Source organism: Billgrantia sp. C5P2 (genome assembly GCF_051062895.2).
In genome coordinates, this window is sequence record NZ_CM128542.1 from 3192515 (window position 1) to 3218176 (window position 25662).

Genomic DNA, 25662 nt, shown 5'->3' on the forward strand with positions numbered 1-25662 from the left:
TGCCGACGACCTTCCCGATTGCGTGCGGTACCGTACAGACAGCGTGCGTGACGGACGCCAACCTACAACTCATGGATCCCCAAGCGCCGACTATCGACATCACCACCGAGCCACGGGCATTGAAGCGCGCCCTGGGTGAGTACCGCACGCCACGCCTGGCGCGCAGCGTAGTGGAACTCATGATCACGGTGATCCCCTTCGTCGCCCTCTGGGTACTGATATGGAGCACCCTGAGTGCCGGCTACTGGCTTGGCCTGTTGTTCACCGTACCCGCCGCGGGGTTTCTCGTACGCTTGTTCATGATCCAGCACGACTGCAGCCACGGGTCATTCTTTCGTTCCCGAAGTGCCAATGACTGGGTCGGGCGAGCCATCGGCGTCTTGACCCTGACGCCCTACGATCTGTGGCGACACAGCCATGCCCTCCATCATGCCAGCTCCGGCAATCTCGATCGCCCGCGTGTCGGTGGCATCGATACCCTGACCGTGCGCGAGTTTCGGGGCTTGCCGCGGAGGCAGCGGCTCCACTATCGCTTGTACCGGCATCCGCTGGTGCTGTTCGGTCTCGGCCCGGCGTACCTGTTCATCCTGGACCATCGCCTGCCAGTGGGTTTCATGCGCGCGGGGTGGATGCCCTGGCTGAGCACCATGAGCACCAACGCGGCGATCGCGCTGCTCGTTACCAGCATGATCTGGCTGGTCGGCGTGGTCCCCTTTCTGCTCGTGCAACTGCCCATCACGCTTCTCGCCTCCTCGATCGGCGTCTGGCTGTTCTATGTCCAGCACCAGTTCGAGAACACCCTGTGGGAGCACGACGACGACTGGACGTTCCACGAGACCGCGCTGCACGGCAGCTCCCACTATGACCTGCCGGCCCCCCTGCGCTGGTTCACCGCCAATATCGGCATACACCATGTCCATCACCTCTGCAGCCGCATCCCCTCCTACCGGCTGCACGAAGTGCTGTGCGACCATCCTCAACTCCGCCATATCGGCCGCCTCACCCTATGGCAAAGCCTTGCATCGGTGAGACTCGTGCTGTGGGACGAGGAAAAGCGTCGACTGGTCTCCTTTGCCGAGGCGGACATAGCGACCGCCGACCGGGACAGATGTCACTTTTGAATGGCGCATCACGAGGTTGACCCAGATACACCCAGGCCATTCAGCTCGGCGATGCTGCGCCGTGCAGCGGGGCCGATGGTGATCCAACCGCCTCAGAAAAGAACGCGGATGCCAGCCACGAGGCCAGTGTTCTCAGTGGGCTCGCCATGAGCACGTGCCATATCGGCGGTGTTGCCGTAGCTCTTTTCCCAGTAGGCACCGACATAGGGTGCGATCTTGCGAGTGATTTCGTAGCGAAGCCGCAGGCCGGCATTCAGCGAGTTCAGGCCACTGCCCATATGGAACTCTTCGACCTCGTTGCCTGAAGCCACCAGTTCCGCTCGCGGCTGAAGGTAGAGGCGTTGCGTCAGTCGCACATCGTGCTCGGCTTCCACTTCCACCCAGGCGTCGCCATCCTCGCTGACCTTGAGGTCGAGGCTGGTCTCGATGAGGTAGGGCGCAGTGCCCTGCAGGCCGATGACGCCATAGAAGCGCTCGGGATGGTCGTTCGAGCCAACGTTGCCCTGGTAACCGGCACCTCCCTGTAGCTCCCAGAAATCCGAAATCAAGCGGCTGTAGCGTAAGTCGAGGGCTTCGAATTCGGCGCCTGCGCCATCGCCCTGGACGTTCTCGCCCTCGCTCTTGAGATAGACCCGGTTGTGGTCACCACCGTACCAGGCTTCGAAATCCCAAAGCAGCGCTTCCTCTTCTCCCTTGCCAGGGAAGAGGTACTCCAACCGATCGAAGCCCGCCGCCCAGGCATAATGTTCCGCCATCGGCGAGGGCCAGTCTCCCGGCGCATCGTAGCCATCCTCGGCATGAGCCGCCGTGATCGCCAGCAGGGTGAAGGCAGCACAGGTCGCCATCGGTACGATTCTGGTTTTCATGCGAGCTCCTTACGAGACCTTGACGACCCGGAACATGCCGGCATCCATGTGGTAGAGAAGATGGCAGTGGAATGCCCAGCTACCCTCGGCATCGGCCGTGATAAGGGCGGATACCCGCTCACCCGGCTTGACGTTGATGGTGTGCTTGCGTGGAATGAGCTCCCCCGCCCCGTTCTCCAGTTCCATCCACATGCCGTGCAGATGGATGGGGTGCTCCATCATGGTGTCGTTGACCAGAATCAGGCGCAGCCGCTCGTCCTTGCGGAAATGGATGGGGCCGTTGACCTCGCTGAACTTCTTGCCATCGAACGACCACATGTAGCGCTCCATGTTGCCGGTCAGGTGTATCTCCATCTCCCGTTCCGGTTCGCGCCGGTCAGGCCAGGGGCGAAACGCCTTGAGGTCGCGATAGACCAGGATGCGACGCTCATCAGGATCGATACCGATTCCCGCCTGGTCATATTGCGAGCCGGGCTGGGCGGTTCCCGCTGGCAACAGGTCGCCTTCCGAAGCACCAGGCGGCGTGTCGTCCTGCATGTCGGAGTGATCCATGCCCGCCATGTTGGAGTGGTCCATGCCCGCCATGTCGGAGTGGTCCATGTCCGCCATGTCGGAGTGATCCATGCCCGCCATGTCGGAGTGGTCCATGCCCGCCATGTCGGAGTGGTCCATGCCGCCATGCGCACCCATCGCCTCCATGCCCCGGTCGGCGATCCTGCGCCGTTCGGGCATCTCGGCCTCCATGCCCAGGCGCGGCGCCAGGGTCGCGCGGGCAAAGCCGCTGCGGTCCATGGATTCGGCGAATACCGTATACGCCGTATCGGCCTCGGGAGTGACGATGACATCGTAGGTCTCGGCGACGGCGATACGGAATTCATCGACCGGCACGGGCTGCACGGGTTGGCCATCGGCCGCGACAACCGTCATCTTCAAGCCCGGGATGCGCACGTCGAAATAGGTCATGGCCGAGCCATTGATGAATCTCAGGCGCAGCCGCTCGCCTGGCTTGAACAGCGCCGTCCAGTTCTGCTCCGGTGCCTGGCCGTTCACCAGGTAGGAGTAGGTGCTGCCGGTGACGTCGGCGATATCGCGCGAACTCATGCGCATCTGTGCCCACATCGCACGCGAGCGGGCCGTTTCCCGGAAGCCGTTCTCGCGCATGTCGGCCAGAAAGTCCGTAATGGTGCGTTCCTGGAAGTTGTAGTAGCCCTCGGCAGTCTTCAGGTTGCGAAAAACCGTGGCCGGTTCCTCGTAGGTCCAGTCGGTCAGCATCACCACATGCTCGCGATCGAAGCGGAACGGTTCACGCTCGGCGGCATCGATGACAATCGGCCCGGCATGACCCAGTTGCTCCTGCAAGCCGGAATGACTGTGATACCAGTAGGTACCGTTCTGCACCACGGGGAAGCGATAGGTGAAGGTTTCCCCAGGACCGATGCCGGCGAAGCTGATACCCGGCGCACCATCGACTGCAGGCGGCAGAATCAAGCCGTGCCAGTGAATGGAGGTCGGCTCGTCCATCAGGTTGGTGACGCGCAAGGTGGCGTCCTGTCCTTCCCGTAGTCGAATCAGTGGCCCAGGGCTCGTTCCATTGATGGTGATAGGGCGCGTATCGCGTCCATTGATCGCCAACGTTTCTCGGCGAATGGCCAGGGCGATGTCGCTGCCCTCCACTATCCCCTGCGGGTAAGTATTGCTTTGTCCCCAAGGGTCGGCCCAAGCCGGTGCCAGTCCCAGGGCCGCCGCTCCAAAGCCGAAGGCGGCTCCGCCCTTGAGAAGTTGTCGTCGGGAAAGGGAGAGATCGGTGATGTTCTTGGTCGCCATGCATGGCTCCTGTCAGGGGAACTCCAGGCGCCATGATGCGGTGAATAGCTGAAAGCAGGCTGAACGGTCAGCCCGCTTCATTCAGTGGAAGCTCGACCTCGACCCGTAGCCCACCCTCGGGAGAAGGCTCGAAACGCACCTGGCCGGCATAGCGCTCGACGATCTGACGCAGGATGGCAAGGCCCAACCCATGGCCGGGCTTGCCTTCGTCGAGCCGAGTGCCACGCCGCCCCAAGCGACCCATATCATCCGGCGCGACACCGGAACCGTCGTCCTCCACCAGGATCGCCAGGGAGGTGTCTTGCCGCACTCGGCAACGGACCTCGTGGGTAGCCCACTTGGCGGCGTTATCCAGCAGGATACCCAGCACCTCGGAGAAATCCTGCCGCTCGACGCTGACACTGACGGGTACCGAGGCGTCGATATCGAGCCGGAAATGCCGATCGGGATAGAGGTTGGAGAACATCTCGACGAGTTGCTCGGCTTCATGCCGAATGTTCGCATGCTGTCCTGCATTGGGGCCGGCGATACGCGAGCGCTTCAACTCGGTGTCCAACTGGGCATGCATGTCCTCCAGCCTCAGACGCATCTTCTCCCTACGCTCCGGGTCGATGGGGCGTGAACCACGCAATACCTGTATGACTGCGGTCAGCGGTGTCTTGAGCGCATGGGAGAGATTGGCCAGGGATTCACGGGAGCGTTGGAGTCGTCGAGCGTGTTCATCCATGAGGCGATTGAGTTGCGCCACCAGGGCATCGAGCTCGGAAGGCGTATCGAGGTGCAGCCGTTCGCGCGTGCCCGAGCGCAGTTCGTCGAGTTGCCTTCGCAGCCGGGAGAGCGGGCGCAGCGCACGATTGACCGCCATCATGTTGAGGCCGATGAGCAGGACCAGTAGCAGGCCGGCAATACCGCCGACCCACCAGTGGAGCGCATCCAGCCCATCCTCCACCTGGCCGAAGTCCTCGCCGATCAGCAGCACGCCAGAGCGACCGTCGATTTCGAAGCGCCTGCGATACACCAGCAGATGACGCTCGCCAGAGGAGACGATGTCCAGCGCTTCGTCTTCACCTTCCAGATGGGGCATCAGCGTTTCGAGCCAGCGCGGATGCGACGTGGTGATTTCCCCATCCAGCTCCAGCACGTAGAGATGGTGAAAGACCTGCAGGGCAGGGCTCTCCGCAAGCCATAGCCGGGTCGAGAGATGCCCCTGGCGAAACTGAAGTAGCGTATGCTCCGCCTCCTGGCGCAACCGCTCACCGAGGAAGCTTCGCGCCAGATCGTGCAACAGGATGCCGTGCATCAGCCAGGTCAGGCCCACGACGACGAGTGCCACCCCCCCGAGCCAGGCCAGCAGGCGAAAGCGTAGGCTGCGACGCTCAACGCGACGCAAGAAGATAGCCCTGGCCGCGTCGCGTCTGAATGGCGTCCTTGCCCAGCCGGCGCCGCAACTTGGCAATATAGACCTCCACCAGGTTCGGGGCGGGAGCGTCCTGCTCCAGTGAATAGAGCTGGTCGAGCAGTTGCGCCTTGGACAGGACGCGGTCGGGATGGTGCATCAGGTACCGCAGCAGCCGAAATTCCGTCGCTGTCAACGGCTGCCAACCACTCCCCTCCGTGCTGACCTGTCGTCTCTCCTCGTCGAGCTGTATGCCGTTGACGCTGAGTATCGTACTCAAATGGCCTGTCTGCCGTCTCAAGAGCGCATGCAACCGTGCCAGCAGTTCCGCTTCGTGGAACGGCTTGGTCAGATAATCGTCGGCCCCTCGGCGCAGGCCAGCGACCTTGTCTTCCCAGGTATCCCGCGCGGTGAGAGCCAGTATGGGCAGGCGACGTTCCTGGCCACGCCAGCGCGCGATCAGGTCGAGCCCGGAACCGTCCGGCAGCCCCAGGTCAAGAATCGCCAAGGCATACTCCTCGGTCGCCATCAGGGACTCGGCTGCGTGAACCGTCGCAGCCGAGTCGACACGATAGCCGTTGTCTTCCAGAGTTTCCGACAGGCTCTCTGCCAGCAGGTCGTCGTCCTCGAGAAGTAACAGCTTCATCGTGTTCACCCTTGGAGGTCGATTTCCCCCACCATGCCGGATTCGTAGTGTCCGGGAATGTTGCAGGCATATTCCAGCTGGCTGATTCCGTCGGGAGCCGTCCAAACGAGCGTGGCGGTCGCACCGGGAGCGATTGTCACGGCGGGCATGTCACCGCCATGCTCGCCCTCGGCCATGTCATGGTCGCCATGGCCGCCATGACCGCCCATTTCCTGCATCATGCGGCGATGCTCTTCCTGCGCCGCACGGTCACCGATGACGAACTCGTGTTCCAGCGCACCGCTGTTGTGTATTTCGAACTTTACCGTCTCCCCGGGTGCAATGGCCAATGTCTCAGGATCGAACATCATCTCGCTTGCTTCGATCTGTATGACGCGATCTACCTCTGCCTCGTCAGGCTGTTGCGTGCCAGCCTGGTGTCCGGGGGCAGCCAGTGAGCCAGCAGACCAGAGGGTGAACAAAGCTGCCAAAATCGACTTGTGCATGGTTGTGTCTCGATTCGCCTGAGGGAAGCACGAGAATAGGGCCTCAGCCTGAATGCAAGCTGAACCCCCAAGCCGTGGCTAGACCGCCAGCTCCTCCCAGAGCAGGCTCTCTTTCTCGCTGTGTTCCTCCTCGGTTTCAGGCTCGGGCTCCGGGGCAGGCGTCAGCGCAATGACCTCACCGCTGGGGTTCTCGAGCAGCTCGCGCAACAACTCGTAGTTGAGCGGCGTGGAGGGCTCATCGGCATTGCGCTCGAGCAGTGCCAGGGTCTCCATCAGTGCGGCCATGCCGGCTTCCTGCTCCTCGAGCGCCTCGTAGACCTGAACGTAGGGCATGTCGCCGTCCCAACCGGCCTTGATCGGCTGGTTGATGAGGTGAACCTGAGTGCCGACGGGCACGCGTTCGAAGATCGATGCGACATCCTCGGGGAACATGCGGATGCAGCCGCGACTGGCACGCATGCCGATGCCGTCCGGCTTGTTGGTGCCGTGGATCAGGTAGCCGGGAATGTCGAGCAGGATGGCATGGCTGCCTAGGGGGTTGTCCGGCCCCGGCGGCACCACGGCGGGCGCCTCCTCGCCACGCGCTGCGGCCTCTTCGCGCACCGAGCGCGGTGGATACCAGGCCGGATCCTTGAGATTCATGGTGGTCTTGGTCTTGCCCAGTGGCGTATCGAAGCCCTCTCGCCCAATACCGATCGGGTAGGTCTCCACCCGCGGGCTCTCGCCTTCTCCAGCCGGGGGATAATAGTAGAGCCGCAGCTCGGCGACATTGATCACGATCCCCTCCCGCTCGACCGGCGGCAGGATGAAGCGACCGGGAATGACGACCTCGGTGCCCTCGCCCGGCAGCCAGACGCTGACATCGGGGTTGGCCCGACGGATCTCCTGGTACCCCACATTGTGCTCGCGGGCGATATCGAGCAGGGTCTCTTCACTGCGTGCCTCGACGATGTAGTCCTCACCGATCACGTCGCCCTGCTCGGGCAGCGGGTAGTGTCCCTTCGGCCATTCATCGGCGGCCTCTGCCTCGTCGGCGGCGGACACCTCTTCCCGGGACCAAGCCGTACCGGTCAGCAATGTGATGGCCAGTATGCATACGAACAGCGACAGCCATGCCAGGCGGCGCGACGTTCGGCCGTTCACTCGAACAGTGCCGTAGTGTCTCATTGCGTTTGCCTCTTGCCTGTCCGCCACTGGCGGCGGAGCCTTAAAAATGAGCTTCATACTAGTGATCCTGATTCGATTCAACAGCCGATGAGCTCTGATTCCACTTCTGGCCCGGCCAGTCATCAGCCCGCCATTCCTTGTGCAGGAACCGTTGCCGCAGGCTCATCGCGCTCTTGACGCCTCGACCACAGGATGAGCGCCACACCGGCGGCAATCATCGGTAGCGTCAGCAGCATCCCCATGGTCACCCAGCCGAAGGCGACGAAGCCGATGTGCTCATCGGGCAGCCGCACGAACTCCACCGCAAAGCGGAAGATGCCGTAGAGCATAAGGAACAGTCCCGAGACCAGGCCGCGCCGCCGCGGTCGGCTCGAAACCCACCACAGCACTATGAACAGCACCACCCCCTCGAGAGCGAATTCGTAGAGTGCCGAGGGATGGCGCGGCTCCGGCCCCATATGGGAAAACGGCATGGCCCAGGGCAGGTCACTGACGCGCCCCGGCAGTTCATGGTTGATGAAGTTGCCGATACGCCCGGCCCCCAGGCCGATCGGCACCATAGGGGCGATGAAGTCCGTCAACTGGAAAAAGGTGAGTTTCTTCCTGCGGGCAAACCATAATGCTGCCAGCAATACCCCCACCAGGCCGCCGTGGAAGCTCATGCCCCCTTCCCAAATACTGAACAGCCACAGCGGATTGGCCAGGAAGCGCTCCATGCCGTAGAACAGCACGTAGCCCAGACGCCCTCCGGCTACCACGCCGAGAGCGGCGTAGAACAGCAGGTCACCGATATCATCGTGGTTCAGGCCCAGGCGATATGCCCGACGGCGCCCCAGCCACCAGGCACTGACGAAACCCACCACGTACATCAAGCCATACCAATGAACTTGCAGGGGCCCGATGGCAATGGCCACGGGGTCGATGTCGGGATAGTTCATAAAAGAATCCTCGTCGCCTAGTGCGTCAAGGTCGGATGTCGACCTGGTCGCACCTTTGCGTATTCGGCCAAGGATACCCGTAATACTCCGGGATCCTCGCAGCGTGACTGCGCCATCGCTTATGCAAGCGAGGGCAAAACCAGGGGCTTTCGATCACGCGCGAGGAGGGCGCTCCGGGCGGTCGCGGGGAGCATGAAGGGGCGCTTCATCGGTGGCCCAACGGGGCTCGAGCGAGCGTGGCCCGGCGGGATAGAGTGTCAGCGCGCTGTTGCAGACCGGGCAGGGAGCCGTACAGGCAACTTTCTCTCCCGAATGTGCCTGGCTAGCATCGCTGTCGGGATGCGAGGTTTGGTCGAGCATCGAGTAGCCTTCCATCCGACAATCGTCGTTTGCGCTCCAGGCACTCGTAGCCGCCTGCGGTAGCGACAATGCGATACCGAGCAGGAGGAAGATCAACCAGGAGACGGAACGGGAATGCATGTGTTGTCGGACAGCCAGCCGCAGGATTGGCGTCTAGTCTTCCATGGTCGCTACGCAGCCGCAAGCCTGCCCTTGGACCCCGATGAAAAATTCATGGAAACAGCCATCTGCATGCGCCAAGCGGCCATGAGAAATGCTTTGATTGATGCAGATCAATGACAGCCCAGCGGGAACGGCTATCCTGAACTTGCCCATCACGCCGGAGCGACATGCCATGCATCAGCAGGCAGCCTTGGTCTCACATCGATCGTTCACCCATTCAGGGTGGCGTGGAGGCTGGCTTGCCGTTCCCCTGGCATTGCTGCTGATGTTGGTGTTAGCCCTTTCGGCCCATGCGCACCCTGCCTCATCTTCCCCGAGCAGCGCGGCTATCGAAACTATTGCCGCAAGCCAACTGGTACCTTCCCCCCACTGCGAGCATGGTCACGGCTGGGAGCATGTCAGTGCGGCAATGCTGCGTGCAGAGCGGCAGGACGTCAGCGACGTTGCGGTGTCTCTATCCACCTTTGCGGTAGCGTCTCCCCGGGTCGAGAACACCATCGGTTCCCCCGGCGAAGCCCCAACCTTTGCCACTATTCCGATCTACCTGCTTACCCAACGACTGCGCCCCTGACACAGCTATATACCTGATTGCTAATCAAGCAGCCTCTGCATCTTCTTTCACGAGTGTCGCTTAGCAGGCATTTATGAAAAGTAGGCATGCTGCATGGAAGTCACTTTCCCGAAGCAGGTATCAGCAAGGGCTCTTGTGCCCTGAAGGAGTCGGTCATGCAGGTCAGCAACCTCGTTTACGCCCTCGGATTCGTTCTGGCGGCTGGAGTTTCCGGCAACGTCCTGGCACAGGGGAACATGAATGCCCCCTCCGGCACTGCAGATGGTGGCATGGGTCCCGGCATGATGGGCGGCGGCATGGGCCCAGGCATGATGGGCGGCGGCATGGGCCCCGGCATGATGGGTGGCGGCATGGGTCCCGGCATGATGGGCGGTGGCATGGGTCCCGGCATGATGGGTGGTGGCATGGGCCCCGGCATGATGGGTGGCGGCATGATGCCCTGCCCCATGATGAGCGGTGGCGGCAAGGACATGTTGCCCATGCTCGACCAGGAGCAGCGCAGCGAATATCGCGAGCTGATGAAGGAGCATCGCCCCGCCCAATTCGAGCGCATGGGGCAACTGATGAACCTGCGCGACGACTTGATGGCCGCCCTGCACGTTGAGCGCCCCGATCCCGAGGAGATCCAGGCCCTGCATGGCCAGATGGCGGAGCTGCATGGCGAGATGATGGCCGAGATGGTGCGTATGCGTAACGCCATGCATGACCTGATGACCGAAGAGCAGCGCGAGCAATTGCAGCAAGCCACCCCCAAGGCCGTCGATCCGGAAGACCACGACGCCCATCATTGACCGGCGGTCGTTTACCCCTCGCATCGGGCGGCCTTCGCGGCCGCCCTACCATCCGCGACGGAGGGCCCGCGATGAACACCACTGCGAAGACCAAGATCACCCTGACAGTGCCCGGCATGGGCAGCGATCATTGCGCCGGTATCGTACGCACGACCCTCCAGCGCCTGAGCGGCGTAGTAGAGATCCAGACCAATATCGCCAGCCATCGGGTAAGCGTCGATATCGCGTCGGACGGCCCCGACGGCGACGCGTTGAAAAGGGCCGTCGAAGGGGCCGGTTACGATGTCGCGGCGGTGAGCGGCCAAGCCGAGGAGGACGGTGAAGCCGAGGCCGCCATCGAAGCGGGGTACCTGAGCCAGGCCCGCAAGCGGCTGTGGATCGCTGGCGTACCCACTACGTTGATCATGATCCTGATGATGCCGCACATGTTCTGGCAGCCGATTCCCGGCTACCTGGCTATCGTCGCCCTGCTCGCCTTTCCCGTGGTCTTCCTCCACGGCGGTGCGGCCACCCACCGCTCGAGCTGGCGCTCGCTGAAGAACGGCACCTTCAACATGGACGTGCTGATCTCCATGGGCAGCCTGCCTCCCTACCTGATCGGCCTGATCGGCTTCGTCTACCCGATGACCTCGTTCATCGAGATGGCCGCCACCATCATGACCTTCCACCTGCTGGGCCGCTATCTCGAGGCACTGGCCAAGGGCCGCGCCTCACAGGCCATTCGCCGCCTACTGACCCTCGGCGCCAAGACGGCTCGGGTGGAGCGCAACGGAGAGGAGGTGGAGGTTCCGGTGAAGGAACTCGAGCCGGGCGACATCATGATCGTGCGTCCCGGCGACAAGATCCCCACCGACGGCGAGGTGATCGATGGCGAGAGTCATCTCGACGAATCCATCGCCACCGGAGAGTCGATACCGGTCTACAAGGGGATTGGCGACAGCGTGATCGGTGCAACGATCAACAAGGAGGGACGGCTGCGCGTCAAGGCCACCCGGATCGGTGGCGACACCTTTCTCTCTCAGGTGGTACGCCTGATCGATCAGGCACAGGGCTCACGAGTGCCGATCCAGGAGTTCGCCGATCGCATGACCGGTCGCTTCGTGCCGGCGGTGCTGCTGATCTCGCTGGCCAGCCTGGCCGCCTGGCTACTGATTCCCGATGCCCTGCGCCCAATTCTTGACTGGGGGGCCGCCTTCCTGCCGTGGGTGAACCCGGACGCCAGCACACCGGTCCTGGCCCTGATCGCCGCCATCGCCGTGCTGGTCATCGCCTGTCCCTGCGCCTTGGGCCTGGCTACCCCCACCGCGCTGATGGTCGGCTCCGGCATCGGCGCCGAGCGCGGCATCCTGATTCGCTCCGGCGAGGCGATCCAGACCGTCAAGGACATCAAGGTCATGGTGCTCGACAAGACCGGCACCATCACCCGTGGCGAGCCTGAGTTGACCGAGGTGGTCGCCACCAAGGGCATCGATGAAAACGAGCTGCTCACGCTGGCCGCCAGCGTCGAGAACGCTTCGGAGCACCCCATCGCCCGCGCCATCGTCGATGGTGCCTCGGAGCGCGGCGTGAAACCCGGCGAGGTGAGCGAGTTTCGCTCTACCGGCGCCCGGGGCGTTTCCGGCAAAGTCGATGAAAGGCACGTGCTGATCGGCAATCGCGTACTGCTCAAGGAAGAAGGCGTCAAGGGGCTGGAGGCACTCGATGAGACCCTGCGGGCCCTCGAAGGCAAGGGTCGAACCGCCGTCATCGTCGCCGCGAACGGCCAGGCCATGGGCATCGTGGCGGTGGCCGACACCCTCAAGAAGGAATCGATCGAAGCCATTCGCGGCATGCACGATCTCGGCCTGCACGTGGTGATGATCACCGGCGACAACGAGCGCGCCGCGCGCGCCGTGGCGGAGGAGGTCGGCATCGACGAGGTCCAGGCCGGCGTACTGCCGGAAGGCAAGGTCGATGCCATTCGCAAGCTGCAGGAAAAGTACGGCAACCAAGTGGCCATGGTGGGCGACGGTATCAACGACGCTGCGGCCCTCAAGCAGGCCAACGTAGGCATCGCCATCGGCGCCGGCGCCGACGTGGCCATCGAGGCCGCCGACGTGACACTGGTGCGCGGCGAACTCACCGGCGTGGTAGATGCCATGCATCTCTCACGCGCTACTTTCGGCAAGATCGTGCAGAACCTGCTCTGGGCCAGCGGCTACAACGTGGCCGCCATTCCCATGGCTGCCGCCGGCCTGTTGCATCCCATGATCGGTGTCATCGCCATGACCGCCAGCTCGCTGTCGGTGATCGGTAATTCGCTGCTGCTCAAGCGACGCTACGCTCGAACCCAACCCAAAGGAGACGTGTCATGAACCGCATTCGCTCCCACTCCCGGCCGCCGGGTGGCCACCGCCAAGAGCCCCCTGGCGTGGAGGGCCAGCCGCAGGGGTCCCGTTCGAGGGGGCTGCACGCCTGGATGATGCCCCTCTGCCTGATCCTGATGGGAAGTGCCTTCCTGTTACTTCTGTGGCGCGGCGAGACGGCTGGAGGCGCCTGGCTGCTGCTGCCCATGATGCTGTGCCTGGGCATGCATTTGCTGATGCATCGTCACGGCCATCCTCCGGGCAAGGACTGAGGGCAACACCACTCCTTGCGCTGGGTCATTGAAGCGAGTGGACGAGATAGGTTTCAATGAAAAAGCAACACTGCGAGGACGTTCCATGAGAGCTGTCGCCAGGCCGACCCAGAGCAGGCACCATCAGGGCATTCGCTTCCTGACGCTGCTGCTCGCCCTGCTGCTGGCGCTTAACAGCCTGTCGACTCACGCGGCCATGGATTCCCACCAGGCCGATTGTGGTGTGGCCTCGTCCATGCAGCAGTTCGATGCCGATACCACGGACGATACTCGTTGCCCGGCCTGCACCATGGTGCCTCATCTCGGCAGACTGAGCGCCGTCGAGCCCCCCTTCCCGGTCGTCGCTCCGGTTTTGGCCATGGCCGACCACAGGATGCCGCCTCCGCGGCGACCTCCCAGACCTTGAGAACGTGAACGTCTGCGGGCATCCACCAGGACTTGCCTGCGTCTGCCGTATCCATCGTTCTCAAGGAGTCTCGTCATGATGACCGACTGTTTCGCCCTGATGGGCAGCATGGGCTGGCTTGGCTGGCTGATGCCGCTGGCCGCCCTTTCTCTGCTGGGGCTCGGCATCGCCGCCTTGCTCAAGTATCTGCTTTTCTCTTCGTCTTCAACGCCTCGCCATGGAGCCGACTCATGAAACGTCGCACCACTTCCCTGCTGCTTTCCGCCAGCCTGCTGATGGGCGCCACCTCTGCCGTTCACGCCGCCCTGCCCGAGGAAGCCACCCTGTACAAGAACCCGCAGTGCGGCTGTTGCGACGAGTACGCGCGCCAGCTCGAGGAGCGTGGAGTCTCGGTCACCATCATCGACGATGAGGACATGGGCAAGATCAAGCAGGAGGCCGGATTGCCCTACGGATTGGGTTCATGCCACACCATCCTGATGGGCGATTACGCCATTGAAGGCCATGTGCCCTTCGAGGCGGTGGAGCGACTGTTCCAGGAGCGGCCGAAGATTGGTGGCATCGGCCTCGCCGGCATGCCCATCGGGACGCCCGGCATGCCGGGACCCAAGCGGGATGACTGGAACGTCTACCAGTTCACCGATCAGGAACCATCGCCGTTCATGACGTTGTGAGGCCTGCCGGGCGCCGAACGAGATCGGCGCCCGGCGCTTCGGCTCAGCATTGCTCGACGGGATCGACCAGCAAGCGGTAGCCAACGCCGGCCTCGGTCTGTAGCAGCTGGGGGGAGTGGGGATCATCGCCCAGCTTCTGACGCAGCTTGCTGATGACGATGCGCAGGTAGTGGGTATCGTGGGTATGGGAAGGGCCCCACACCTGCCGCAGCAGTTGGGTCTGGGTCACCACCCGGCCGGCATGGCGCGCCAGTTGATCGAGCACGGCGTACTCCTTGGGCGTAAGGTGTACGGCATCGCCTCTCAGCGTCACGCTGCGTGCCGTGAGGTCGATCTCGAGACCCGCACGCTGCAGGCGTAGCGCACTCGAGCTGGCTCCCGCCGAATCCTGCTGACGCAGCAATGCACGAATCCGTGCCAGCAACTCCTGAATGCCAAACGGCTTGGTGACGTAGTCATTGGCACCCGAGTCCAGCGCGCGCACCTTTTCCGCCTCCTGCTCGCGCACCGATACCACGATTACCGGCACCTGGCTCATCCGGCGCAGTTCGTCGAGCACGTGCTGGCCGTCCATGTCCGGCAGTCCCAAATCCAGCAGCACCAGATCCGGGGCCTGGGAAGCGACGAAGGCCAGCCCCTCCCTGCCCGTAGTCGCCTCGCTCACGGCGAAGTCCTGCGACACCAGGCTGATGCGCAGGAAACGTCGAATCTGCGGCTCATCATCGATGACGAGGATGTGGTGGAATTCAGTCGCCATCGTTCGCGTGCTCCTCCTGTGCCGCCAGCGGCAGACGCATGACGATGGTCGTGCCCTGCCCAGCGGGACCTGGCAACGCCTCGACGCTGCCACCGTGAGCGCCCAGCATGCCGCGACAAATGGCCAGCCCCAGCCCGCTGCCATGGCGGCCACGGTCACCCTCACCGCCGGTGAAGAACATGTCGAACACCGCCTCGCGCTGTTCCGGGGGAATACCGGGCCCTTCGTCCGTGATGCGGATCTCCAGCCATTCACGAGCCTCGTCGAGGCGGGCACGAATCCCCACCTGGCCGTCTGCGGGTGAAAAGCGCACAGCATTGTCGATGACATTAACCAGTGCCTGTTCGATCAATGCCGGGTGCACGTAAAGCAGCGGTAGCCCATTGGCCCCCTCGCGCTCGACTCGCACCGCATCAAGCGTGGCGCCCAGCCTCTTCAACGCGGCGGTGACAAGATCGTCGAACGAAACCCAGTCGCGCTCGATCTTGAGGCCACCATGGCCGAGCCGGGTCATGTCGAGCAGGTTCTGGATATAGCGGTTGAGACGCTCGCTCTCGGCCAGGATGCCGTCGAGCAGCTCGCGCCGGTCGGCACGGCTGAGCTGCGGTTCGAGTTCTCTCAGCGAACTGGCCGAACCGATGATCGAGGCTAGCGGCGTGCGCAAATCGTGCGATACCGACGACAGCAGCGCCGAGCGCAGGCGCTCGTTCTCTTCCGAGAGCCGCGAGGCGCCAAGTTCGGCCACCAGCCGCGTGCGCTCCAGTGCCATGCCGAGCTGACGGGTCAGGGTAGTAACCAACGTCTCCTGGTCGGGGCCAAGCGGGCGTTCTCTCACGGCGAGTTCCAGCCCCACGATGCCCAGCATGCGCTCCTGCTCCACCAGGGGAATGAAGCGCCAGCGCAGCGAGGCCTGGGTGGCCGTGCCGGCACCGCTCGGCTTGCGCTGCTGCCAGCTCCATGCCGCGGCGGCCTCCTCAACCGCACCAAGCCGGGCATTCGCCGGTATCGCACTGCGCACGCTCAGGCTGCCGTCCTGTCCACCATCATCAAGGAATACCACCGGCACACCCAGCCAGCGCTCCAAGGTGGAAACGCCAGCGTCGCGCACCTGCTCCCGATCAGTGGCAACGGAGAGGGCGCGGGAAAAGGTGAGCAGCCTGTGGCTCTGCTCTCGACTGCTGCGCAGCGCCACCAGGCGCTGTCGACCGCTGCCAGCGAGCTGCCCCACGACCACCGCCACCAGCAGAAAGAAGATGACGGTCAGAAACTGTTCGCGCTCGACCATCGCCAAGGAGAAACGCGGTCGGGTGAACAAGAAATTGAAAGCAAGAAAGCCCAGCGCGGCCGTGACCATTGCAGCCCGGGTGCCGGCCAGGGTAGCGCTGGCCAACACCGCTGCGAGAAAGATCAGTGACAGGTTGGCCAGTTCCAGCCAGAACTCGAGCGCCCAGGCCACGCCAACGGCAACGAGAAAGCTGCCCGCCACGACCCAGCCCTCGCGCCAGCCCAGCGGATTCCGCCGTCGAACGGGACGGAATCGGCGCCGCTGGCGGGCCTCGGCAACGACCACCAGATCATAGGCACCACCATAGCGCAGCAGCCGCTCCGCCAGCGGTCGACGCCAGAAGCGCCAGCCCGAAGGACGCGTGCGCCCCACCATCAGCGTGGCAACACCCTGCTCCATGGCATATTCATGCAGCTCCCGCGCACGCCCTACCCCTTGCAGGACGCGTACCTCACCGCCCAGCCGATTCACCAGCGCCAGGACCTGGTCCAACGCCAGGCGCTGCCTGGGCCCGGCCCGACCGTTGTCCACATGCACGGCCCACCAGTGCACGCCCTCGCGCTGCGCCTGACGATGCGCCGCCCGTACCAGAGCGGCATCCTCCTCGCCACGCCCACCCAGGGCTACCAGCAGTTGCGGCCTCCGCGGGCCCACCGAGTCAGGCCGAGTCTCATCCTGAAGCACTCGTTGATGCATCGACATCCCCTGCCTATTTACGCCAGAACATCGGTGTCAGCAGCACCAACACCGTGAGGATCTCGAGCCGCCCGAGCAGCATGCCGGCGCACAGCAGCCATTTGGCAGCCTCCGGCAGGGTGACGAAATTGCCGGCAGGACCAATGATATCGCCCAGTCCCGGACCCACGTTGGCCACTGCCGTGGCGGCTCCCGAGAGCGCCGTGGTCATGTCCAGCCCCATCAGTGCCAGCCCCAGCGCCAGTCCAGCGACGGTGAGAAAGAAGAAGAACGAGAATGCCACCACGCCGCGCGTAATGTCGTCGGTGAGCGGCTGGCCGTTGTAGCGCGAGGCGAAGACCCCATGAGAATGAACCAGGAAGCGCAGTTGGTTGCGCAGCAGGATGGTAGCCACCTGAAACCGAAAGATCTTCATGCCACCACTGGTGGAGCCGCTACAGCCGCCAACGAAGGTCAAATAGAAGAACGCCACGTAGGCCAGCGCTCCCCAAGTGCTGTAATCGTCCGAAGCGTAGCCAGTGGTGGTCACCACCGAGATGACATTGAAGGCAACCTGCGTCAGCGCCTCGAACGGCGGCGTGCCGAGCCAGACCCGCCATAGCGAGAGCATGAGGATGACCACTGCCAGCAGCAGTAATAGACCCTGTACCTGCTGATCGCGCCACAGCGCCATTCGCGCACCACGCAGCACACGTATGTAGAGCACGAATGGCAACGCCCCCAGCAGCATGAACAGGGATCCCATCCACAGCAGGTGCGGCTGGCCGGCATAGGCGCCAAAGGAAGCGTCGGAGTTGGCGAAGCCCCCAGTGGCCAGGGAGGTCATGGCATGCACGACGGCATCCAGCGGTGCCATCCCACCCGCCCAGTAGGCCAGCATGGCGACCAGGGTGAAACCGCAGTAGATGCCCAGGGTGGCCTTGGCGATACCGCCCGTGCGTGGCATCACCTTGTCCGACCAATCCGACGACTCGGTATGGAACAGGCGCATGCCCCCTACCTTGAGAAAGGGCAGGATGGCGATGCCCATGACGATGATGCCGATTCCCCCCAGCCACTGCATGATGCCCCGCCACAGTTTCAGCCCGTCGGAGAGGGTTTCGATGCCGACAAGGACGGTGGAGCCGGTGGTGGTAATCGCCGAAACCGATTCGAACACGGCATTGGTGAAGGTCAACTGCGGTGCGCCCAACACCAACGGCAGGCTGGCAAAACCACTGACGCTGACCCAACTCAAGGTGGTCAGAACGAACATTTGCCAAGGCTTGAGTTCGACTCGCGTCCGCATCGTGGACAGCCACACCAGACCCACCGCTGCCAGTACCAGCAGCATCGACAACCCGAAGGCGCGGGCATCGGGATCCCGTTCGACGACGAGAACGATCCAGGGAATCGCCATGAAGAACGCGAGCACCGTCCACATGATGGATACCACCTTGAGAACAGGGGCCCAGTTGCGCCAGTGATACCTGAGGCGCAAGCCAAGTTGATTCGTGCCTTGTCTGGCGATACGCATAGGAGGTGCCCTTGCCCGCTACCCAACGTGCAGGCATGAAAGCACAGCCCAGCCTAAAAAAGCCGTAAAAATTACCTGGTCTCGGCACGCTTCGTCTAACGCTGCAGCATTTCCAGATACTGCCTGAGCACCACGGCGTTGTTGCGTTGCTCGTCCTTCGAGCTGAATACCAGCGTCACGCTGCCCTTCCGAGCGCGCTCCGCCAGCTCGCGTAGTGCGTCTCGCTGGGGCTTGAGTTCCGCCAGGTAGCGACGGCGAAACTCGCCCCAGCCGAGCTTGCCAGCGTGAAACTCCTTGCGCAGCTCATCGCTCGGGGCAACCTCCTTGGGCCAGGCATCGATCCTGGCGTCATCCTTGGATATACCACGGGGCCAGAGCCGATCGACGAGAACGCGATAGCCATCCCCGGACGAAGGCGGGTCGTAAGCGCGTTTGAGTGCAATATGCATTACGGCACTCTCCCTGTTGCCATCGATACTGAGTGGAAAAACGATACTTGGAAGCGTAGCGCAGCAAGTCGTGACAGCCAGCCGCGATGGAGTTTCAGCGAGTGCGTGGTCGTCAGGCTTGGTTGATAGTGACCGTTCAAAGCGATCGCTACGCTGCGGCTTACGTTCGTTGTAGTCAATCTCGTACAAGACAGAGGGAGAATGGATGACATTCTCAATGCTGGAATAGCGCTATCTTGAATCTACTCACGCCGGTTCTTGCACAGCAGTCGTGAGTCCCTTGCTTAACGCCCGCTTCTCAGCGGGCTTCTTTTTTGTTCCTCTTTCTCGGCCCTCGGCTCATTGACGAAGGAGATCTCAAGCGTCTTCATTCCGCATGAAGCGTATCGCCTACTGCGATTATTCCCCCTTCTCCAGTGAGAAGCGTAGCGTTCTGGCCGAAGTACGCCCCTGGGCGCAGCGGCTGGGTCTTCATCTGGATCAGGGTCTGCAGCGGCTCGCCGGGGACTTCGATGGTGCCGCTGGCCTGGTCGATGGTAGTGATCTTGCAGCGCTGGCACGGTTTGCGTAGCCCGAAGCGGTAATGGCCATCCTGCGCCAACACCTCGCTCCAACCATCTTCGGCAAAGGCGGAAGCTCCTTCGACGACGACATTGGGCCGGAACCGGTTCATGGGCAGTGGCACCAGACCCTTTTGTTGCAATTCACGGTTGAGGGCATCGAGAGAGGCACTAGAGGCGATCAGGAAAGGGTAGCCGTCGGCGAAGGCAGTATGGGCCTCTTCGCCCTGGAGATAGCGGGGCTCCACGGGGCGACGGTGAGCGTCGTCGAAGCGTACCAGGCGCAGCGCGCTGCCACGCAGGTCACCAAGCACGGCGGTGAGCCAGCGGCTTGCCTCCTCACCTTCGTCCAGCGCCTGACAGGCATCGTCCCATACGTAGGCGGTCAGCCGCGGCTGGTCGCGCCGCGCCAGCTCGATGGCCAATGGCTGCGCCTCGGGATGTTCCAGCACCAGCCAGTCGTCCTCGAGCCGAACCGTGACCCGCGCCATGCCCGGCATCTGCCGCTGGGTGACGAAGCGTCCCACCTGGTCGACCACCATCCAGTTGCGGTCGTAGGCCAGGCCACGCACGCCCAAGGTCGCCTGCTCGAGCGGAATTCCGCGCAGCGACTTGACCGGGTAAAGATTGAGTTCCGTAACTCTCACGCTCTGCTCCTTTGTATTGCGCCCCGTTGTCCAGACTGGTTCTGCAAAGCCCGAGCGCTACCCAGCGCTGACAGGCGAGCCCTCATTGGCGACAATGGCAGCCCGTTTTCAGCAGGAGGACTTTTCGGCATGGCTCAGGCATGGCAGCAGTATCGTAGCGCACCCGCGCTTGGAACGCGCCTCGTCAGGCTCGAGGAGCTCACGTCCGGCGATACCTACAGCCTGACCTTGACGGGAGAGAAAGGCAGTTTCCCCCTGCTGTTGATTCTCCTCGACGATGCACTGCTCGGTTACGTCAACGCCTGCCCTCACCAGTATCTTCCCCTCGACCAGCGCGGTCCGCGGATCCTCAGTCGTGATGGCGAACAGCTTCGCTGCAGTAACCATGATGCAACCTTCTCGTCGCGAACCGGGGAAGGTCTCGGCGGCCTGGGCCTTGGCTGCGCCCTCGACCCGGTGCCGGTGAGCGTCGACGAGGAGGGCTGGGTCGTCGTCGGTGCGGCGAATTGAAAGGCCTTTTTCACTTGATGATTGACATCATGATTATTGATGAATAGAGGCCTTTCCATAGGCTGGCAGCATAGACTACTCTCATTTTCTGCCATTGCTGCTCAAGGACGCCCATGTCACCGGCCGATTCCCTACGCCTGATCCTGCTCTCGACGCTATGGGGCATGTCGTTCATCTTCATGCGCGTGGCAGTGCCGGAATTCGGCCCGGTGCCGCTGATACTGGTGCGCATGGGCATCGGCTCCCTGCTGTTGCTGCCCCTGCTGTTCAGCCTGCGCTATCTCAAGTTGGTGTGGGAGAACAAGGGCGGCCTGCTGCTGCTGGGGCTGGTCAACCATGTGCTGCCTTTCAGCCTGCTGGCGCTGGCCACGGTGCGCCTCGAGGCGGGTTTCACCTCGCTGATCAACGCCACCACGCCCATCTTCACCGCCTTGCTCGGCGCGCTGTTCTTCACCACCCCGGTACGCCGCCAGCAGTACCTGGGCCTGGCGCTGGCCTTCTTCGGTGTCTACGTGCTCTCGGCCAACCGGCTGGACTTCGCCCTGGGCGGCGACGGCTGGTTCATTCTCGCCGCCGTTGGTGCCACCTTCTGCTACGGCGTGGCGACCAACTACTCCAAGACCTACCTGTCGCATCTGCCGGTGCGGGTACTTGCCGCCGGCAGCACCGCCATGTCGGCACTGATCCTGCTGATTCCCGGTTTGTGGCTGTGGCCTGCCGACCCCATCAGCGGCCTGGCCTGGGCCAATGGCCTGGGGCTCGCCGCCTTCAGCACCACCCTCGCCTTCCTGCTCTACTTCGGGCTGATTTCGAGCGCCGGCGCCACCGCCACCTCCACGGTCACCTTCCTGGTACCCATCAGCGCCCTACTCTGGGGTTACCTGCTGCTGGGCGAGCGGCTCAGCCTGCAGGTCATGGTCGGCATGGCCATCACACTGGCGGGAACTGCCATCGCCACTGGAATGATTCGCTGGCGGCGACGCGAGGTGGCATAGCCGCTGCTCCCCCTCCTTTCTCGTTAGACAGAATCAGCCTCGCTTGCCCTTTTTACCTTGTTACTCTCCGTATGCGTGCCGCCCTCAGGTTTCGCTGCGGCCGCTGACCGCATGGGGAGAAAAACAATGAAACGATCAATGATCACCAAAGTGACGTGGGCGGGGCTGTGGCTCGGCGCCTCCATGGCGATGAGCGCCAGCGCCATGGCACATTCGGCGAATAATGCAGCCGAGGTGAATGATGTAACAGCAATGATCGAGGCCATTCGCGCCGCCACGCAGCGCTTCGAGGACGTAAACGTGGCCTTGGCGGAAGGTTACGTACCCGATCCTTCCGGACAGTGCGTGAGCGCTGCAGCAGAGGGGTTTCCAGCTGAGCTAGGCGATATGGGTATCCATTACTTGCGCCCCGACCTGCTGGGCATCACGACCGTCGAGCCGCGCGTCGACGGCAATGGCATCCACCTCGACTTTCATACTCCCTCCATTCTGCTCTACGAGCCCCAGGCAGATGGTTCGATGCTGTTGGTCGGGGTCGAAAACCTGGTTTTTCAGAAAGCCTGGGAAGCCGCCGGCAACAGCGAGCCACCAGTCTTTGCCGGCCGGCCGTGGGACCACATGGCCGACGACCCGAGCACGGCCAGTGACGAAGCCCACGGTTTCGAGCCCCACTACGACCAGCATGTCTGGTTTCGCACCAACGCCGTCCCCCACCTCGAGCCCTTCAATCCGCTGGTGAGTTGTGCCCTCTTCGCAGGGTGACGGCGCTTAGCCGAAAAAGGCGTCAGCAGTACTTACGAGGCCTGGGCAATCCGCCCAGGCCTTTTCCGTAGCGGCATGGCTAGAAGTTCGGCTTGCGCTTCTCGACGAAGGCGCCCATGCCCTCGCTCTGCTCGTCCCCGGCGAAGCAGAAGGCAAAGAGTGCAGTCTCGAGCGCCAGGGCACTGTCGAGGTCCTGGTCCATGCCGTCGTGAACCGCCTGCTTGGCGGCGCGCACGGCATGTGGGCCGTTGCCGGAGAGCTGCTTGATCAGTTCCTCGGCGTAGCCCTCGAGTTCGGCCTGGGGCATCACGCGGTTGACCAGGCCGATGCGCAGCGCCTCCTGGGCATCGATCTTGCGCCCGGTGGTGACCAGGTCCAGCGCCATGGCCGGTCCTACTCGACGCGGCAGGCGCTGGGTGCCGCCGAAGCCGGGGATCACGCCCAGCAGTACCTCGGGCTGGCCGAAGATGGCATTGTCACTGGCTACGGCCCAGTCGCAGGCCAGCGCCAGTTCGCAGCCGCCGCCAAGACAAAACCCGTTCACCAGGGCGACCACCGGCACCGGGAGTGTTTCCAACCGCTTGATGGTGCGCAGAGCCTGGCTGGCGAAGGCACGTGCCTCCTCCGGTGTCTTCTCGCGCATCTCGGTGATGTCGGCACCGGCGACAAAGGATTTCTCACCCGCTCCGGTAATCAGCACGGCACGCAGGTCGCTGCGCTGCTCGAGTTCGGTAAGCACCGCCTCCAGCTCGGTGAGCACGGCACTGTTGAGGGCATTCAACGCCTTGGGGCGGTTGATGGTCAGGCGCACGACGCCGGCGTCATCCACTACGTCGATCAGCTTCTCGCTCATGTGGGCTCCTTGCTTGTTGTCAGGACGATACCGACCAACCCTAGCGAACGCTTGGTTGGTCGGCAATCCTTTCTTGGTCGAGCGCAGTCGTGAATCGTCGCCTACTGGTAGACGTGAAAGCCGCGCCCACTCTTCCTTCCCAAATAACCGGCCGCCACCATGCGCCTGAGCAGCGGGCAGGGGCGATACTTCGGGTCGCCGAAGCCCTCCTGCAGCACTTCCATGATCGCCAGGCAGACGTCCAGGCCGATCAGGTCGGCCAGCGCCAGCGGCCCCATGGGGTGGGCGGCGCCGAGCTGCATCGACTGGTCGATGTCCTCGGCGCTGGCGGCGCCTTCCTGCAGCAGAAATGCGGCCTCGTTGATCATCGGCACCAGCAGGCGGTTGACGGCGAACCCGGGCGAGTCGGCAATGGCTACCGGGGTCTTGCCCAACTCCTTGGCCAGCGTCTCGATGCGTGCCACGGTGGCGTCACTGGTCTGCTCGGCCCGAATCACCTCGACCAGCTTCAACACCGGCACCGGGTTGAAGAAATGCATGCCCACCACGCGTTCGGGGCGCTCGCACACGGCAGCAAGCCGGGTCAGCGACAGCGACGAGGTGTTGGACGCCAGGATGGCGTCATGGCTCAAGCGGCTCAGGTCTCGGAACAGCTTTTCCTTCAGCGCCGGCTGCTCGGGCGCTGCCTCGATGATCACCTCGCAGCCGCGCAGCGCCTCCAGCGAGGTGGTCAGTTCCAGGCGCGCCATGGCCTCGTCCTTTTCGGCCTCGCCAAGCCTCTCCTTGGCGACCAGCTTGCCCAGCCCCTTGTCGATGGCGGACTGTGCACGGCCGAGCTGATCGTCGGCTACGTCGTAGAGCTGCACGGGGAAACCGCTCGCGACCAGTACCTGGGCGATGCCCTGCCCCATGGTGCCGGCGCCGACCACGCCGATGGCTTGTTGGCTCATGGTGTCTCTCCCGTTCAGTGCTTGCGCGCTTCTTCGCGCAGGACGAATTTCTGGATCTTGCCGGTGGAGGTCTTGGGCAGCTCGGTGAAAATCACCGTCTTCGGCACCTTGAAGCGCGCCAGGTGGTTACGGCAGTGCTCGATGATGTCGGCCTCGGTCACCTCCCCAAAGCCCACCTTGAGCTTGACGAAGGCACAGGGCGTCTCGCCCCACTTCTCGTCGGGCTTGGCCACCACTGCGGCCTCTTCCACCCCGGGGTGAGAGTAGATGGCGTCCTCGACCTCGATGGTGGAGATGTTCTCGCCACCGGAGATAATGATGTCCTTGGAGCGGTCCTTGATCTCGATGTAGCCGTCCGGGTGCCACACGGCGAGGTCACCGGTGTGGTACCAGCCGCCCTCCAGCGCCTGTTCGGTGGCGGCCTCGTTCTTCAGGTAGCCTTTCATCACATTGTTGCCGCGCATCAGGATCTCGCCGATGGTCTCGCCGTCCTTGGGTACCGGTTCCAGGGTGTTGGGGTCGGCCACGCAGAGCGCCTCGAGCATGTGGTAGCGCACGCCCTGGCGTGCCTTGATCTTCGCCCGCTGCTCCAACGGCAGCTCGTCCCAGGCCTCGCGCCAGGCACATACGGTCACCGGCCCATAGACCTCGGTGAGGCCATAGACGTGAGTGACTTCGATGCCCAGCTTCTCGACCCCGGCGATCACCGAGGCGGGCGGCGCGGCGCCGGCGGTGGTGACCTTCACCGGATGGTCGAATTCACGCTTGTCTTCGGCTGGCAGATTGACCAGGCCGTTGAGCACGATCGGCGCACCGCTGAAGTGGGTCACCTTCTCGTCGACGATCAGGTCCATGATCTTCTTCGGGTCGACCCTGCGCAGGCACACGCTGGTACCGGCATTGGCGGCGATGGTCCAGGGGAAGCACCAGCCGTTGCAGTGGAACATCGGCAGGGTCCAGAGATAGACCGGGTGGTGCGGCATGGCCCATTCGAGGATGTTGCTCACCGCATTGAGGTAGGCGCCGCGGTGATGGTAGACCACGCCCTTGGGCTTGCCGGTGGTGCCGGAGGTGTAGTTGAGCGAGATCGCCTGCCACTCGTCCTCGGGCAGGCGGTAGGCGTAGTCGGGGTCGCCCTCGGCCAGCAGCGCCTCGTACTCCAGCTCGCCGATATGACGCGCCTCGCCCTCGAACAGGGCATCGTTCACGTCGATTACCAGCGGCTTGATGGCCAATCGCGAGACGGCGTCTTCGATCACGTCGGCGAATTCGGGGTCGACCAGAACCGCCTGAGCCTCGCCGTGTTCCAGCATGTAGGCGATGGCCTCGGCGTCCAGGCGAATATTGAGCGTGTTGAGTACGCAGCCGGCCAGTGGCACGCCGAAGTGCGCCTCGAACATGGCCGGCACGTTGGGCAACATGGCGGCCACCGTCTCGCCGGGCTGGATGCCGCGCTTTTCCAGCGCCGAGGCGAGCCGACGGCAGCGCACCCAGGTCTCGCTCCAGCTGCGGCGAATGTCGCCATGGATCACCGCCGGGTAGTCGGGGTAGATGGAGGCGCTACGCTCGATGAAGGTCAGCGGCGATAGCGCCACATGGTTGGCCGGCGTCTTGGGCAGGCCCTGTTCGAAGATGCTGTCGTTCATGGTGGGCTCCGG

The 25662-nt window shown here is 63.3% G+C and carries 28 protein-coding genes; 12 read left to right on the forward strand and 16 right to left on the reverse strand.

Annotated elements, in window-relative coordinates; genetic code table 11:
- Window positions 1-47: 47 nt before the first annotated feature.
- Window positions 48-1121: a fatty acid desaturase gene (locus ACRWQA_RS14705; protein ID WP_434229239.1), complete on the forward strand. Its 1074-nt coding sequence runs from the start codon at window positions 48-50 to the stop codon at window positions 1119-1121.
- A gap of 92 nt (window positions 1122-1213) precedes the next feature.
- Here ACRWQA_RS14705 and ACRWQA_RS14710 read toward each other — a convergent pair whose 3' ends face one another.
- The 8 genes from ACRWQA_RS14710 to ACRWQA_RS14745 all read right to left on the reverse strand — a co-directional run bounded on the left by ACRWQA_RS14710 (window position 1214) and on the right by ACRWQA_RS14745 (window position 8923).
- Complete coding sequence (locus tag ACRWQA_RS14710) at window positions 1214-1987, reverse strand: copper resistance protein B (protein ID WP_434229240.1); 774 nt, start codon at window positions 1985-1987, stop codon at window positions 1214-1216.
- 9 nt (window positions 1988-1996) lie between these two features.
- Window positions 1997-3811, reverse strand: a complete 1815-nt coding sequence (locus ACRWQA_RS14715; RefSeq protein ID WP_434229241.1) for a copper resistance system multicopper oxidase — start codon at window positions 3809-3811, stop codon at window positions 1997-1999.
- A 67-nt stretch (window positions 3812-3878) separates the two neighbouring features.
- Window positions 3879-5201 carry an ATP-binding protein gene (locus ACRWQA_RS14720; RefSeq protein WP_263583178.1) on the reverse strand — a complete coding sequence of 441 codons (1323 nt, stop codon included), beginning with the start codon at window positions 5199-5201 and terminating at the stop codon, window positions 3879-3881.
- Window positions 5188-5853 (reverse strand): response regulator transcription factor, encoded by a 666-nt coding sequence (locus ACRWQA_RS14725; protein WP_263583177.1) that lies wholly within the window; start codon window positions 5851-5853, stop codon window positions 5188-5190. Before ACRWQA_RS14725 ends, ACRWQA_RS14720 begins: the two co-directional genes overlap by 14 nt.
- A 5-nt stretch (window positions 5854-5858) precedes the next feature.
- Window positions 5859-6338: a cupredoxin domain-containing protein gene (locus ACRWQA_RS14730; protein ID WP_263583176.1), complete on the reverse strand. Its 480-nt coding sequence runs from the start codon at window positions 6336-6338 to the stop codon at window positions 5859-5861.
- 78 nt (window positions 6339-6416) lie between these two features.
- A complete protein-coding gene (locus tag ACRWQA_RS14735) occupies window positions 6417-7505 on the reverse strand; it encodes a L,D-transpeptidase family protein (RefSeq protein ID WP_434229242.1) in 1089 nt (362 codons plus the stop codon).
- A gap of 122 nt (window positions 7506-7627) precedes the next feature.
- A complete protein-coding gene (lgt, locus tag ACRWQA_RS14740) occupies window positions 7628-8443 on the reverse strand; it encodes a prolipoprotein diacylglyceryl transferase (RefSeq protein ID WP_263583174.1) in 816 nt (271 codons plus the stop codon).
- Window positions 8444-8596: 153 nt separating this feature from the next.
- Window positions 8597-8923, reverse strand: a complete 327-nt coding sequence (locus ACRWQA_RS14745) for a hypothetical protein (protein WP_446326189.1) — start codon at window positions 8921-8923, stop codon at window positions 8597-8599.
- On the opposite strand from ACRWQA_RS14745, the gene ACRWQA_RS14750 reads away from it, so the two are divergent.
- From ACRWQA_RS14750 to ACRWQA_RS14785, 8 genes are all read left to right on the forward strand, one after another.
- Window positions 8918-9082, forward strand: a complete 165-nt coding sequence (locus tag ACRWQA_RS14750; protein WP_263583173.1) for a hypothetical protein — start codon at window positions 8918-8920, stop codon at window positions 9080-9082. The genes ACRWQA_RS14745 and ACRWQA_RS14750 overlap by 6 nt on opposite strands.
- 55 nt (window positions 9083-9137) lie before the next feature.
- Window positions 9138-9536, forward strand: coding sequence for a hypothetical protein (locus tag ACRWQA_RS14755; RefSeq protein WP_434229243.1), 399 nt, complete (start codon window positions 9138-9140; stop codon window positions 9534-9536).
- A 155-nt stretch (window positions 9537-9691) separates the two neighbouring features.
- Window positions 9692-10327 (forward strand): Spy/CpxP family protein refolding chaperone, encoded by a 636-nt coding sequence (locus ACRWQA_RS14760; RefSeq protein WP_434229244.1) that lies wholly within the window; start codon window positions 9692-9694, stop codon window positions 10325-10327.
- A gap of 71 nt (window positions 10328-10398) precedes the next feature.
- Entirely contained in the window at window positions 10399-12681 is a 2283-nt protein-coding gene (locus ACRWQA_RS14765) for a heavy metal translocating P-type ATPase (RefSeq protein ID WP_434229245.1), read from the forward strand.
- Window positions 12678-12944 (forward strand): hypothetical protein, encoded by a 267-nt coding sequence (locus tag ACRWQA_RS14770; RefSeq protein WP_434229246.1) that lies wholly within the window; start codon window positions 12678-12680, stop codon window positions 12942-12944. Before ACRWQA_RS14765 ends, ACRWQA_RS14770 begins: the two co-directional genes overlap by 4 nt.
- Window positions 12945-13029: 85 nt before the next feature.
- Window positions 13030-13350 (forward strand): hypothetical protein, encoded by a 321-nt coding sequence (locus ACRWQA_RS14775; protein WP_434229247.1) that lies wholly within the window; start codon window positions 13030-13032, stop codon window positions 13348-13350.
- Between the two features lie 75 nt (window positions 13351-13425).
- Window positions 13426-13584: a hypothetical protein gene (locus tag ACRWQA_RS14780; protein WP_263583167.1), complete on the forward strand. Its 159-nt coding sequence runs from the start codon at window positions 13426-13428 to the stop codon at window positions 13582-13584.
- On the forward strand, window positions 13581-14024 hold the full coding sequence (locus tag ACRWQA_RS14785) for a DUF411 domain-containing protein (protein ID WP_263583166.1): 444 nt from the start codon (window positions 13581-13583) through the stop codon (window positions 14022-14024). The genes ACRWQA_RS14780 and ACRWQA_RS14785 overlap by 4 nt, the downstream gene beginning before the upstream one ends.
- 43 nt (window positions 14025-14067) lie before the next feature.
- Here the strand turns inward: ACRWQA_RS14785 and ACRWQA_RS14790 are convergent, their stop codons facing one another.
- The 5 genes from ACRWQA_RS14790 to ACRWQA_RS14810 form a co-directional block, all read right to left on the reverse strand.
- Window positions 14068-14781, reverse strand: a complete 714-nt coding sequence (locus ACRWQA_RS14790; RefSeq protein WP_434229248.1) for a response regulator — start codon at window positions 14779-14781, stop codon at window positions 14068-14070.
- Complete coding sequence (locus tag ACRWQA_RS14795; RefSeq protein WP_434229249.1) at window positions 14771-16762, reverse strand: ATP-binding protein; 1992 nt, start codon at window positions 16760-16762, stop codon at window positions 14771-14773. Before ACRWQA_RS14795 ends, ACRWQA_RS14790 begins: the two co-directional genes overlap by 11 nt.
- 13 nt (window positions 16763-16775) lie before the next feature.
- Window positions 16776-18278 (reverse strand): Trk system potassium transporter TrkI, encoded by a 1503-nt coding sequence (trkI, locus tag ACRWQA_RS14800; protein WP_434229250.1) that lies wholly within the window; start codon window positions 18276-18278, stop codon window positions 16776-16778.
- Window positions 18279-18373: 95 nt separating this feature from the next.
- On the reverse strand, window positions 18374-18727 hold the full coding sequence (locus ACRWQA_RS14805; RefSeq protein WP_434229251.1) for a DUF488 domain-containing protein: 354 nt from the start codon (window positions 18725-18727) through the stop codon (window positions 18374-18376).
- Between the two features lie 367 nt (window positions 18728-19094).
- The gene (locus ACRWQA_RS14810; protein ID WP_434229252.1) at window positions 19095-19934 is read right to left on the reverse strand and encodes an MOSC domain-containing protein; all 840 of its coding nucleotides are present in this window, start codon (window positions 19932-19934) and stop codon (window positions 19095-19097) included.
- 129 nt (window positions 19935-20063) lie between these two features.
- Between ACRWQA_RS14810 and ACRWQA_RS14815 the strand changes: the two genes are divergently transcribed.
- From ACRWQA_RS14815 to ACRWQA_RS14825, 3 genes are all read left to right on the forward strand, one after another.
- On the forward strand, window positions 20064-20444 hold the full coding sequence (locus ACRWQA_RS14815; RefSeq protein WP_434229253.1) for a Rieske (2Fe-2S) protein: 381 nt from the start codon (window positions 20064-20066) through the stop codon (window positions 20442-20444).
- Window positions 20445-20557: 113 nt separating this feature from the next.
- Window positions 20558-21439 carry a DMT family transporter gene (locus ACRWQA_RS14820; RefSeq protein WP_263583159.1) on the forward strand — a complete coding sequence of 294 codons (882 nt, stop codon included), beginning with the start codon at window positions 20558-20560 and terminating at the stop codon, window positions 21437-21439.
- 126 nt (window positions 21440-21565) lie between these two features.
- Complete coding sequence (locus ACRWQA_RS14825) at window positions 21566-22201, forward strand: hypothetical protein (RefSeq protein ID WP_446326190.1); 636 nt, start codon at window positions 21566-21568, stop codon at window positions 22199-22201.
- A 79-nt stretch (window positions 22202-22280) separates the two neighbouring features.
- Here the strand turns inward: ACRWQA_RS14825 and ACRWQA_RS14830 are convergent, their stop codons facing one another.
- The 3 genes from ACRWQA_RS14830 to ACRWQA_RS14840 all read right to left on the reverse strand — a co-directional run bounded on the left by ACRWQA_RS14830 (window position 22281) and on the right by ACRWQA_RS14840 (window position 25650).
- The gene (locus ACRWQA_RS14830; protein ID WP_434229255.1) at window positions 22281-23054 is read right to left on the reverse strand and encodes an enoyl-CoA hydratase-related protein; all 774 of its coding nucleotides are present in this window, start codon (window positions 23052-23054) and stop codon (window positions 22281-22283) included.
- Window positions 23055-23155: 101 nt separating this feature from the next.
- Window positions 23156-24004 carry a 3-hydroxybutyryl-CoA dehydrogenase gene (locus ACRWQA_RS14835; protein ID WP_263583156.1) on the reverse strand — a complete coding sequence of 283 codons (849 nt, stop codon included), beginning with the start codon at window positions 24002-24004 and terminating at the stop codon, window positions 23156-23158.
- 14 nt (window positions 24005-24018) lie between these two features.
- Window positions 24019-25650, reverse strand: coding sequence for an acyl-CoA synthetase (locus ACRWQA_RS14840; protein WP_263583155.1), 1632 nt, complete (start codon window positions 25648-25650; stop codon window positions 24019-24021).
- Window positions 25651-25662 lie beyond the last annotated feature (12 nt).